This window comes from Desulfurococcus sp. (assembly GCF_049970475.1).
GTDB classification, from domain to species: Archaea; Thermoproteota; Thermoprotei_A; order Sulfolobales; family Desulfurococcaceae; genus Desulfurococcus; species Desulfurococcus amylolyticus.
In genome coordinates this window covers 1-11536 of the sequence record NZ_JBMFMW010000029.1, presented here as the reverse complement: position 1 = coordinate 11536, position 11536 = coordinate 1, and the positions used below count along the sequence as shown (strand labels likewise).

The following is an 11536-nucleotide window of genomic DNA, read 5'->3' as shown; positions in this document are numbered from 1 at the left end:
TAACGTGTTCCTTTAATAGCTCGGGGTTATCCCTGAGCAGTGTTAAAATACTCCAAGACACATTAATCCACCACGCCTACTCAACATGATTCAATAATCTTTAAAAATAAAAATGTGTTTTAACAGGCTTGATTAAAAAAGATTCAGCTATTCTCTTGTTTCCTGCTGGCTCCTAACATATTCCTCCACTATATCGTAGCCGAATCTCTCCTTGAACAATACCCTACCTTTCTCCGTCATCCTGAGGGGTGTCCACGGTGGGTCATACACTATATCTATATCGGCGTCTATGCCAAGCTTCTCCTTCAATGCATCAATTATCATTAATGGGAGTGTGGAGGCAAGGGGGCAGAACATGGTTGTAAAGGACATTGTTATCTTAACCGTCTTATCGTTGACAACTTGTATATCATAGATTAACCCTAGGTTGTAGACGTCGATCCCTATCTCAGGGTCTGTTATGGTTTCTAATACCTCGACTATCTTCTTCTTTAACTCCTCACTCACAGGTGTCACCTCTTCTTCTTTTCCCCGCTACTAGAAGGCATTATCTCGCTGAGATACGTTGACATTAATGCCTGGGGAGGCGTCTTGGATATCTTGACAGCTATATTATACATTACCTCTACTTCCTCCTCCGTTGCATAATCGAGGGGTATCCCCTTCCGATTATTCCTCTCCCACTCAGCTATTAGCCTCTCCAGTATCCTACTTACATCAGGATTTGAATAGAAGGCTATCTTATAGGCTTGCTCGCTTGATTCATCTATTAGTCTCACTATCCCCTGCTTCATCTTTAATATATTGGACATACACATCTTACTCCAACAAGTCCTCAAACCTTATTGTAGATATTGATAAACCCTGTTTAATCTTTTCCAGTGCCCAGCCAAGCCTCTCCATGAGCACGAGTATCGCTGATTGAGGTGGTATAACTCCGACTTCAGTTACTATGGCGTCAATGTACTCGGGAGGCGTGACATCGAATGAGGGGTTCAATACTTTGACGCCTGGATGCTGCTTCAACCACTCTTCGGGGACTATCTCGCTTGGATCACGGAACTCTATTGGCACGAGTTCCCCGACGAGTGTTATAGGTGAGAACTTATATGACTCGGCTACAACGTAGACGCGTACCCTGGCCTCCTTGGCTGCTAAAGCTACCTGGCTTGTACCAATCTTGTTTATCACTGCTCCATTACTTGTAATCGTGTCAGCCCCTATTACCACGTAATCCACATCATTCATAACATACCTCACAGCACTATCAGGTATCTGGACAACAGGTACCCCGTTATTCAGGAGCTGCGTTGTGGTTATCCTGCCCTGGTAGAATGGACGTGTCTCGGTACTGTAGACCTTCACCACCTTGCCTTGTCTATATGCTTCAGTTATAGTATTCACTGCGACGCTGCTGTGGCAATGTGTAAGTATGATGGAGTTCTCCTTTATCCTCTTAGCACCCATTTCACTTATCTTCTTAACCGCGTTCAGGCTTTCCTCGATGAATCTATTAGCAGCACTCACTATGGCTGAATGGGCCTCGTCGAAGCCATATTGATCCCTTAGACTGGAAAGAATAAACATGACTGCGTTAGGTAGGCTTACAGCGGTAGGCCTCGTCGATATGAGTATATCGGCGACTCTTCCAATATACTTCTTAAATAGGGATGCATCCCGTGGTCCATTATACTCCTCTGCCGCTATTTTCAAAGCTTCGGCTGCTGCCCGCCCGATCTTACCAGCTCCCCGGATCCTCATCGTCTTTATTCCATCAGCTATCTCAAGGACCTTTGGAGGTATACTAACATCGCTCATTCCAGGTACCTCCTTACCTCCATCGCTATTTTCTCAAGGGGCTTTACAAGAGGTGGAAAGCCTCCGTAGACCTCCCTGATGACTATCGGTATCGCCTGCGGAGCAAATAATCCTTTCTCGGTTGCTATGCCGTCCACATACTCGGCTGGAGTTACATCGTAGAGGGGCGCGAAGGCTCTATAGTTCTCTGGGAGGGTTCTCCTAGTGTTCTCATCCATTAGGAGACGCCAGTCTCCCTCAGGCAACTTAATTAACTCCCCGTATATGGTCTCAATACTAAACTTCAATGTAGGTGCTACAACGAATACCCTTACCCTGGCTTCATGTGCGTCCAGGGCGATAACGCTTGTCCCAATCTTACTCACTACAGCGCCGTTTACAGCAACTGCTTCAGCCCCCAACACCGCCTTATCAATGTTCTTCATGAAGAAGCGGGCAGCTGAGTCAACGATCAAGTAGACCTCGAAGCCCAGTTTCTCCAGGTACTCAGCCATTAACAATCCCTCGAGGCCCGGCCTGGACTCAGTAACATATACCTTTACCTTGACCTTGCTATCGCTTAGGGTCTTGAAGAGTCTTCGAATAGCTAGGCTATTACTATTAGTGATCAACGCGTCTCCCTCAACGACTCTTTTAGCCGCCACCTCAGCCGCTCTCATGATGCTCTCCTCGTACCTGGCGGCAATACCATCAATGTAGTCCCGGATCCCGTTAACCCCGTTCTCCAGGAAGTACTCACCGATCATCCTTAAAGCATTGATGGACGCCATCGAGCTAGGCCTCTCATTGATTATATCCTCATAGATCCTTGTAAAGGTTCTTGCAAACGACTTCACATCACTACTCGACTCCTTTAAAGCCGAGGCTATTTGAAATAATAGCTCGGATCCAGTTGCCCTCCGGGTAAACCCATGTCTTTCAAGCTCAGACATTACCCAGCACCTTTTAGAGAAGACTAGTTATTGATAGGAGGTAATAAACTCTACCAGGAGATCAATAAAGTCATTGAATTCACTGGTATTAGAGTAAGGTATATCCATGGTTTTCAATGGTTCCCCTAGAACCTCCACAATACCGCCTACGTCCACCAGCCATGGTGGCCTCCCCATCGAGAAGGCCTCAACCCCCTGCCTGTAACGGGTGCCCCTGTATATCAATAGCCTTGTAGGGGCTGTTACAAGAACTAGGTCGCTATCGAGTGAGGCCTCTATTGGTGTAGCCGCATTATTATAGCTCTCGGTGACAACTACATCGTACTCGCTGAGGAGCCCATATATATTGTTCAACCAGTTGAGTGCCTCCCTATTACTGAATAGCTTCATGATCAAGCCTGGCTCAGCATCATGAAACACCACGTTACCCCTGGCTGAGAACCTCTCGATCAACCCTTCAAGAACGGTTAATGCAACCTTATTCAACCTCCTAGCATTCTCTCTTACAATGAAGTACTCATCGACGCCTTCTAGTGGACGGCTGATCCTCATTAAAACAGTTTGAGAAGCCACGTCGGCGAGGATGCCCAGGTAGAGCCTTATTGATTTAATATACTTTAATGGATCAGGCGGCATAGTGAGTAGGTCCACAGGATTCACCAAGCGCACCCTGTCTAGTAACCCTAGCTCCCTGGCAGCAGTGTAAGCGTCGTGGCCTACTAGTATCCCTGCTTCAAGAGAGTGCTTCACGGTCTCGGCTTGATACCACCCACTATGCCCTGCAATCGGCTTGAAGTAGAATACCCTCAGACTCTTAGAGAGTGCCTTAGAGAGGTTGAGTGCTATAACCGTCTTGCCGGAGTCATGTGGGAGTAGCCCGGTTATCAGTAGCCTCATTGTTCCACCAAGAATGTTTATAACCCAGACGCCTTATACATTGTTGAATCATGGTGTATGATAATGGGTATCAGGGCTTTATTCTCAATTATACTGCTAACCCTGGTTTTACTGGAGTCTACAAGTATACTATACGTGTTCTCACAGAACATACCCTCTAAAATAATATACATATACTTCCCGGGCTCGGACATGGAGAGAGTGCTAGCTATCGTCAGGGATGTATATGGTAATGGGAGCCAGGTCAACGTGTATACTGTAGAGCCGGATCAAGACATGGATCCGCTTCAATATCTTTACTGGCTTACAACAGGCGCTAAGCCAACTGGGGACCTTGGATCTACTACACCATACACCCTGGTGAATCAATCCAGGGTGCTCGTGTTATGGAATAGCACGGGTTTAGTGAATAATCCATTCGTGGATCCAAGTATTCACCCATACGCGTTCAACCCCTTGTTCAATGCGTCAAGGAAATACATACCGCCTAGGATAATATCCCTTAGAGCCAACACGAGCTTCTACTGGGATGAACTAGGATCCGACGTCAACGTTAACCTATCCAGTAACATTCTCACAGTAGAGATTGTAAAGCATGGTTACACATGGTCCCTGAACACATCGCTTACCAATGAGTTGACGCCTCCCAGGATACTGGTCTTAGTGAACGATACTGGGATGGTTTCAGCAGGAAACTACACGATGAGCTTCTACGTTGTAAACGCCAGCGCAGACAACATAACACTCTTCTTCCCCGGGAGCCTTGAGATGAGTAGCGGGGTTAGCAGTGGGTTGAACAAGATAATACAGTATACTGTACAATGGTTCATGGTGAGCCGTGAAATAGTTGGAAGGCTCCCGGTTGACGCTACAGCTTGGTGGCTCAACCAGACTATGATGTCACTCAGCAACATAGCAAACCTCTTCCTCGCGAACCCCAATGTAACAAGTATCCTAATCTACGTACCACAGATGATTATACTGAGGAATGCTGTAAACGGCAACCCCTCCACGGAGCTCGTTAACGCAGTTTATTCTGGATTCAAGTCCATGCTACTGGATATCTCGAACGCCTATAAGGGTTCACTACTAGCAGTATTCAGCCCTGGGGACAAGAGTGGAAAAGGGTACCTAGTTACAGTTGGAGGCAGTGCACAGCTAGACATGGTGTTCACCAGTAGCCAACTGGCCTCGCTCCTATGGTCCACGGGCTCTCTGACCCCCGTGGGCTCAAGCATACTCCTCAAAGTAATAGCTGAGAAAAACAATGAGGTAAATGATTTAACCAGCAGACTCAACGAGTTAAACATCACACTGTCATCACAGAACCAGAAGATAAATGAGTTGAACCAGGAGCTTGCAGCATGTAGATCCGAGAACACTATTCTAAACACTGAGGTAACCAGTGTAAAGACGGAACTCGAAAAGGCTCAATCACTCTACAACCAGGCATATACATATATAACACTAGGTATAGCGGTTACCTTAGCCATAACTGCATTAATAGGGTTCCTCGTAGTTAAGACTGTAAGTAGGAAACAATAGAGTGAACTTAAGGATTTTTCAAATATCCCATAATCATCCATCCAGCCCTATACGTGTCAAGGGTAAGTTAATAGTTGCTGACTCAATATGCGAACTGGAGGATTCTCAGTGCGATTAGTATTATGGATATGAGGGATACCAGTATATTCAGCACTATACTATCGCTTCTAGCTATCTTCAGGGAGATCGAGTATTCTGAGAACGGGTAGAATAAGTGTACTCCCTGGATATTGAGAACATCGCTTAATATATGCGTGAGCCATCCAAGCGCCACCGCCTTGGGGATCAGCTCGTTTCTCACTCCGATGTGATCTAGGATTATCGTCACCACGATTGTGAACACCGCTAGCGCAAATATATTGTGCAATGTTTTACGGTGCCCTAGGTGTAGGTCGAGATCCGGTATCAGAGCCGATGCCCCGGATATCATGGAGGCCGCGATGGAGGATAATGCATCATAACCTATGTATAAGCCTACTGCAGCACCGAGAAGCAGGTGTGTAACCCCCTTCACTACCCCTACTCCCTCCCACCAGTGTTTTTTCCAAGCACCCTGACCCCGGCTGGTTCCCCGACCACAACGATGTCAACCAGGTTTGAAGGGAATATACCTGTTTCAATCACTCCATGTACTAGTTTAAGCGTGTTGTGGAGAGATAAAGGGTCTTCAACAGGCTTTAAAAGCCTGTAGTCAACGATAAAGTTCCCATTGTCAGAGACCACTGGGCCATCCTTCCCAGTACCCATTCTCAGCAATGGCTCGCCATACCCTAGCTCCTGTAGCTTCCTGATAACATATTTCACCGAGACAGGTACAACCTCTATCGGAATAGGTTTAACGTATATGTGGTTAAGCCCAGTATACTTAGTGTAGTCAACCACATACATCCTAACCCTACTACGTACAGCAAGGGATTTCTCCCTTAGGAAGGCCCCACCCCTCCCCTTGACGAGGTCTAGTTTTCCCGAAACCTCATCGGCTCCATCAATGTATAGATCGATATCATCGACTCCAGCTGGATCGACAGCCGTGTTAAGTCCGAGGGATACCAGGTGGAGGAGTGTGTCGTGGGATGAGGGGACCAGTATTCTCTCGGTGAAGAAATCCCTGCACTTAGTGATCAACAGTTTCACAGTCGAACCCGTACCAACCCCTACTACCAAGGCATCACCATATTTCTCATATAGATGCCTACAGGCATAGTCACAGGCATTTAACTTCGCCTGCTCAATAATGCTTGAAGCATCCATATCAAGCACCAGGTGCTCCCGGTTAGTTGAAAGCCGACATACGTTGAATATAAATGATAGAGTAAGATTAATTATTTATCGAGTAATAAAGCATGACAAGGGTGCGTGCATGTGAAAGCATATATCTCAGTCGATCTCGAGGGATTACCGGGAGTATCCTCCTTGACGATGCTTAACCCAGGTAACACGCAATTTAATAGAGCTGTAAAAGTCCTGACAAGGCTATTAAACACTGTGATAGATGAACTGGCTACCCATGGCTTCGACGCAATATATGTCGCTGATAGCCATGGATTAATGACGAACATAGATTACTTGGAGTTGGACAGTAGGGCTGAGCTGGTACAGGGTTATCCACGTCAATTCAGCATGGTGACACTACTGGATTCAAGCTTCAATGCAGCGCTATTCATCGGGTACCATGCGGCAGCGGGGACCCCTCACGGAATATTGGATCACACAATGAGTGGTAGAACCTTCACGGAGATAAGGGTTAACGGTGAAAGGGTCAGCGAGTTCATTTTGAATAGTCTGTACGCCGGAGAACACAACGTCCCCGTGGTACTCTTAGCCGGGGACGAACACCTCAGAGCCGAGGTTGAAAAATATTCTCCCTGGACGATCTTCGTCCCCCTAAAGAAGGGTGTATCAAGGTATAGTGCATCATACCCTGGCATAGACAAGGTTACAGAGGCTCTCAGAGAAGGGGTGTCTAAAGCAGTGAAGAAGCTGAAGAAAGGAGAGGTCCAGCCTCTCAAGTGGAGCAAGCCGTTCAAGGCCGAGCTAACGCTCAGGGATTCCCTTATAGCCGATATACTCGAACCCCTACCAATATTTAAAAGGATAGATGCATACAGGGTCGAGTTCACAGCGAATACGGCCAGCGAGCTACTAGGCTACATAGAGCTCATCGCCCACCTTGGCTATGGTGTAGACTCCTTGAAAAACAATATTAAATAGCGTGTTACAGCCGAGAGCAACACTCTTCAGGACAGGGGGATGCCAGAGGACTGAAACTACTTTTGTTTACTGAAGACAGATGCATCCAGGTACTCACTCACTATCTCCCAGAGGACGTCTTTTACCTCTACAGGTGTCTTCGCATTAACCAGTTCCCTTAGATGTACCTCTACATTAACAATTATCTCCTCAACCTGATGATACCCCATCTCCATCAGCCTTCTTCCCTCGAGGATGGTTGCAACATCGTCGGCTACTTTAACCACTATGGATTCAAGGGTTTCACCGCTTGAGAGCTCGTTGTAAAGGGATTCATACTCCTGTATACCCAGCTCTTTGATCGCTTGGGACTCTATTATCGAGAAGTATTCCTCCGCGTTAGCTTTGACAAGCCTTATTATGTCGCCTGTGACCGCCTCTGGTACATCATGTATTATACTCATGGATAGAGTGCGCGCTTTATCGAGCCTGATATTCCTCGACCATAGTTTCTCAGCTATATCCATCGCTATGATTGATGTAAGGAAGATATGCTCGGCAACACTCTCCGCGATAACGGGGGGTACACCTCTCAGAAGCCAACCGGTTCTGGGTATGTGGCGCAGGTTTAGAATATACCTGGTGTTCAATGACAATACACCCTACTGGCTCAGAAGCCCAGTATCTCATCCCATAGATCCCGGTTTGCAACCTTCACCGCTACAGCCCGCTTCCTAGTCTTCTCAAAGAACTCCGCAGCAACCTCGGGGAATAGGCAGTAGGTGAGTACATCCTCCTCCTTACTATAATACCCCTTCTCCTTAACGGTTTTATAGCATTCCTCATACATGGGCTTCAATAGGTCGGCCGGGCGCACCTCAATAGGTTTCTCATTACCTAGAACCAGCCTTATAATCTCCTCTTTTATTGGTGCAGGCGGCCTACCATACAGCCCCTTCACATAGTCCCTGACCTCCTTAGTCACAACCTTGTAACGACCGTTTATAACGTTGAGAACAGCCTGGGCCCCCACAATCTGCGAGGAGGGAGTGACTAGTGGAGGCCATCCCAGGTCTTCCCTGACGCGCTTCACCTCCGCTAATACCTCTTCCAGCTTATCCTCTGCCCCCAGCTGCTTAAGCTGCATGATGAAATTGGTTATCATACCGCCTGGCACCTGGTGCTCAAGGACATTGGGGTCCGGGATGAAGACCTTTATGTTTATTAGGTCCTTGTACTTGGTGAAAACAATCTTCTCCAGGTAACTGCTTATCTCCCCCACCACCTTTAGATCTATCTTTGGCCTATTCTCAGGAGGGAGCGCGTGATAGACTGTCTGTATACCTGGTTGACCTGAGCCGAATGCTAGGGGACTTATCGATGTATCGATGAAGTCTGCTCCGGCTTCAACAGCTTTAACATATGTGGCTACAGCTAGCCCACCTGTGAAATGTGAGTGAATGTCAACAGGTATCTTTAACCTCTCCTTTAACGCTTTAACCAGCGTATATGCTGTATATGGGTCTAGTATACCTGACATATCCTTTATCGTTATATGGTCTACCTCCAACGCAGCGAGCTCCTCGGCTATCTTCAGGTAGTGCTCTATGGTGTGGACAGGGCTTATAGTATACGTTATCGTGCCCTGGACTATAGCGCCAAGCTTCTTGGCTTTAGCTATGGATGTCCTCATATTCCTTACATCATTTAATGCATCAAAGATCCTGAATACATCTATGCCATTCTTGTAGGAGAGCTCGACAAACTTTTCCACGACGTCATCCGGGTAATGCCTGTATCCAACCAGGTTCTGTCCACGTAAAAGCATTTGAAGCTTGGTCCTGTGGACTCTTTCACGTATAAGCCGTAATCTCTCCCAGGGATCTTCATTCAAATACCTTATCATGACGTCGAATGTAGCTCCACCCCACATCTCGATACTGTAGAAACCTGCCTTATCGATCTTCTCGAGAATGGGGATCATGTCCTCGGTTCTTAAACGGGTTGCAATCAATGATTGGTGTGCATCTCTCAGTGTTGTATCAACTATTTCAACCACTAATATCACCCATTGAAACATGTAGGGGAAAGCCTTATTCTATTCTAATCCAAGTTAATTATTATCGATATATTTAATATCTGTATTATAAAGACTAGCGTACCCGAGAAGGAAGCCCCTAGCAAGAGATCCCTAGCTAAACTACATACTACACGATGAGATATATTAAAAATTACTTATAGGGATAGATTACTGGTGAACTAAAATACATCATCTTTCGCCAACAAACTCCGCGAGGCGTTCTATGCCTTCAACAAGGTTTTTCTCATCCATTGTGACGAATGTTATTCTGAGATGGTTTACACCGGCTTCACCGAATATGGAGCCGGGTAGCATTGCAACGCCTTTCTCCTCTATAAGCTTCATCGTGAACTCCACGTCACTTAACCCCTTCTTCTTGATGTAGTATGACATATCTGGGAACAAGTACATGCTTGCAACGGGCTTCTGTATCCTTGCATGAGGCAGGTTCCTCCTGAAAGCCTCATATGCTGCGTCCCGGCGTCTCTTATACACTGGGATCACGTCGCGGAGGTATTTCTCCTTGAATCCCTGGGAGAGATAGTAATATGCCATCCACTGCATCGGTACGGGGGCGACTATACCTAGCACACCCTTCAGCTTAGTCATCTCTGATATAGTGTTGCCCGACCCGTACACGTATCCAAGCCTACCCCCTGGTATTGCTATGTCTTTACTGAATGAGCCGACGACGACTATATTATCCATGGATGGAGCAAGCTTCTCAAGCCATAGGTGTTCTTCCTCATAGACTAGGTGCTTGTATGCAACGTCATATATTATCCAAGCCTTCTTCTCGTAGGCAACATCTACAATAGTCTTCCCTACTTCACTGCTAAGTATTCTACTAGTTGGGTTATCAGGGCTGGCCAGGAGTATTGCCTTAGCCTTCGAGCCTAGCTTCTCCTTTATACACTCTGGATCAGGGTTGAACCCATTTTCAAGGGTCTGTCTACAAGTCTCCACCTTTAAGCCGGTTAGCTTAGCGAGATCCCAGTATACGCTGTAGGATGGATCAAGTAGTAGCAGTGTATCCCTTTCATCGAGGAGTGTATATATCGATAGGACTAATCCATCGGCTCCTCCAGTGGTCACGAGGATGTCCTTTGGCTGGACATCTATACCTCCATACCTCTTTAAGTCATCCGAGATAGCTGCCCTTAGCTCCGGCAACCCCTGTGTCGATACATATCTGAAGTGTTTAAAGGGATCCTTCCTAACCATCTCTATGAAGTATTCGAGGGCCTCGCGATCCGGTGGGAGGCCAGGCTGCCCAGCCGTGTAGTTATATACCTTGACGCCCTGTCTAGATAGCTCCTCTGCCTTAGCGATGAGAACTCTCTGAGGGTTGACTGGGAGACTTAACACCCGTCTAGATATATTCAACGGCTAGACACCTCTAGAGTGATACATACTATCTATATATAGCCATAAATATATAAACACATTTAACCAGGACTCCGCAAATATGTTCTTATAAAAGAATCATTCAATCCAACCAGTTAGATATGGCAGCAATGATCCCGTGATCCTACGATAGTTTCCAGACAAAAGGTGTGATTAGCTCGCTCCCCGTAAAAACCCTGTGTACTACAGGCCTCCCCAATGGCCGCATAACATGCTTAAACACATGGAGCGGTGGCTGGTAGCACATGGCTTGAATATCTCTAGGCACCACTATCTCCTCCTTACTGAGCTCCAGGCTCTTATAGCCGCAGTGCCTGCACTTAAACCCCTTACCCTTCCCAGCGCTCTCCATCCTCCTACCGCATTTGGGACATAATGGGTTCAACTTAATGGTTTTCCGGGCCAGCTCTATCACGCATATCTTCTCTAGGTTTAATGTTGCTCCATGGGACCTACTCCCAGGTCTCACACACCCCATCACCTCCACCTTGTCACCAGGTTCCAGCTTCTCCACTACATCCCTGAAACGTTTCGTTGGCTCGTAGACTGCTACATCCATACAGCACTTGTTACATACCTTGAAGACGAGGTGCCCTCCTTGTATACGCCGGGGCTTCGATGAAACAGTACCAGTCAGCCTCACACACATATATGGGTGTACATCACA

The 11536-nt window shown here is 46.7% G+C and carries 12 protein-coding genes and 1 pseudogene; 2 read left to right on the top strand and 11 right to left on the bottom strand.

Annotation, left to right across the window (positions count from 1 at the left end):
• Positions 1 to 147: 147 nt before the first annotated feature.
• The 5 genes from ACP5N5_RS03050 to ACP5N5_RS03030 are packed head-to-tail and all read right to left on the bottom strand — an operon-like array spanning position 148 to position 3647.
• On the bottom strand, positions 148 to 507 hold the full coding sequence (locus ACP5N5_RS03050; protein ID WP_428132759.1) for a metal-sulfur cluster assembly factor: 360 nt from the start codon (positions 505 to 507) through the stop codon (positions 148 to 150).
• Positions 508 to 512: 5 nt separating this feature from the next.
• The gene (locus ACP5N5_RS03045) at positions 513 to 812 is read right to left on the bottom strand and encodes a hypothetical protein (RefSeq protein ID WP_012608126.1); all 300 of its coding nucleotides are present in this window, start codon (positions 810 to 812) and stop codon (positions 513 to 515) included.
• A gap of 7 nt (positions 813 to 819) precedes the next feature.
• On the bottom strand, positions 820 to 1818 hold the full coding sequence (locus ACP5N5_RS03040) for a ribose 1,5-bisphosphate isomerase (RefSeq protein ID WP_012608127.1): 999 nt from the start codon (positions 1816 to 1818) through the stop codon (positions 820 to 822).
• Positions 1815 to 2750: a translation initiation factor eIF-2B gene (locus ACP5N5_RS03035; protein WP_428132753.1), complete on the bottom strand. Its 936-nt coding sequence runs from the start codon at positions 2748 to 2750 to the stop codon at positions 1815 to 1817. Before ACP5N5_RS03035 ends, ACP5N5_RS03040 begins: the two co-directional genes overlap by 4 nt.
• 27 nt (positions 2751 to 2777) lie before the next feature.
• Positions 2778 to 3647, bottom strand: a complete 870-nt coding sequence (locus ACP5N5_RS03030; protein WP_012608129.1) for an ATPase — start codon at positions 3645 to 3647, stop codon at positions 2778 to 2780.
• A gap of 63 nt (positions 3648 to 3710) precedes the next feature.
• On the opposite strand from ACP5N5_RS03030, the gene ACP5N5_RS03025 reads away from it, so the two are divergent.
• Entirely contained in the window at positions 3711 to 5192 is a 1482-nt protein-coding gene (locus tag ACP5N5_RS03025) for a hypothetical protein (RefSeq protein WP_428132745.1), read from the top strand.
• An 82-nt stretch (positions 5193 to 5274) separates the two neighbouring features.
• Here the strand turns inward: ACP5N5_RS03025 and ACP5N5_RS03020 are convergent, their stop codons facing one another.
• Both ACP5N5_RS03020 and rpiA read right to left on the bottom strand, forming a co-directional pair.
• On the bottom strand, positions 5275 to 5706 hold the full coding sequence (locus ACP5N5_RS03020; protein WP_428132742.1) for a metal-dependent hydrolase: 432 nt from the start codon (positions 5704 to 5706) through the stop codon (positions 5275 to 5277).
• 5 nt (positions 5707 to 5711) lie between these two features.
• A complete protein-coding gene (gene rpiA, locus ACP5N5_RS03015) occupies positions 5712 to 6443 on the bottom strand; it encodes a ribose 5-phosphate isomerase A (protein ID WP_012608132.1) in 732 nt (243 codons plus the stop codon).
• Between the two features lie 111 nt (positions 6444 to 6554).
• On the opposite strand from rpiA, the gene ACP5N5_RS03010 reads away from it, so the two are divergent.
• Positions 6555 to 7403 (top strand): M55 family metallopeptidase, encoded by an 849-nt coding sequence (locus ACP5N5_RS03010; RefSeq protein WP_276814555.1) that lies wholly within the window; start codon positions 6555 to 6557, stop codon positions 7401 to 7403.
• A gap of 56 nt (positions 7404 to 7459) precedes the next feature.
• On the opposite strand, the gene ACP5N5_RS03005 is transcribed toward ACP5N5_RS03010, so the two are convergent.
• The 4 genes and pseudogenes from ACP5N5_RS03005 to ACP5N5_RS02990 form a co-directional block, all read right to left on the bottom strand.
• Entirely contained in the window at positions 7460 to 8032 is a 573-nt protein-coding gene (locus ACP5N5_RS03005) for an HD domain-containing protein (RefSeq protein WP_042667363.1), read from the bottom strand.
• 20 nt (positions 8033 to 8052) lie between these two features.
• The gene (locus ACP5N5_RS03000; protein WP_428132735.1) at positions 8053 to 9441 is read right to left on the bottom strand and encodes a pyruvate carboxylase subunit B; all 1389 of its coding nucleotides are present in this window, start codon (positions 9439 to 9441) and stop codon (positions 8053 to 8055) included.
• A gap of 210 nt (positions 9442 to 9651) precedes the next feature.
• Positions 9652 to 10848 (bottom strand): pyridoxal phosphate-dependent aminotransferase, encoded by a 1197-nt coding sequence (locus tag ACP5N5_RS02995; RefSeq protein WP_042667365.1) that lies wholly within the window; start codon positions 10846 to 10848, stop codon positions 9652 to 9654.
• A gap of 145 nt (positions 10849 to 10993) precedes the next feature.
• Positions 10994 to 11536: pseudogene (locus tag ACP5N5_RS02990) on the bottom strand (tRNA(Ile)(2)-agmatinylcytidine synthase); the annotation flags it as partial.

Bases quoted from the DNA above. Each gene is read 5' to 3' on its own strand.
- ACP5N5_RS03040 (WP_012608127.1), bottom strand. From the start codon at position 1,818: ATGAGCGATGTTAGTATACCTCCAAAGGTCCTTGAGATAGCTGATGGA.
- ACP5N5_RS03025 (WP_428132745.1), top strand. From the start codon at position 3,711: ATGGGTATCAGGGCTTTATTCTCAATTATACTGCTAACCCTGGTTTTA.
- rpiA (WP_012608132.1), bottom strand. From the start codon at position 6,443: ATGGATGCTTCAAGCATTATTGAGCAGGCGAAGTTAAATGCCTGTGAC.
- ACP5N5_RS03035 (WP_428132753.1), bottom strand. From the start codon at position 2,750: ATGTCTGAGCTTGAAAGACATGGGTTTACCCGGAGGGCAACTGGATCC.
- ACP5N5_RS03030 (WP_012608129.1), bottom strand. From the start codon at position 3,647: ATGAGGCTACTGATAACCGGGCTACTCCCACATGACTCCGGCAAGACG.
- ACP5N5_RS03045 (WP_012608126.1), bottom strand. From the start codon at position 812: ATGTCCAATATATTAAAGATGAAGCAGGGGATAGTGAGACTAATAGAT.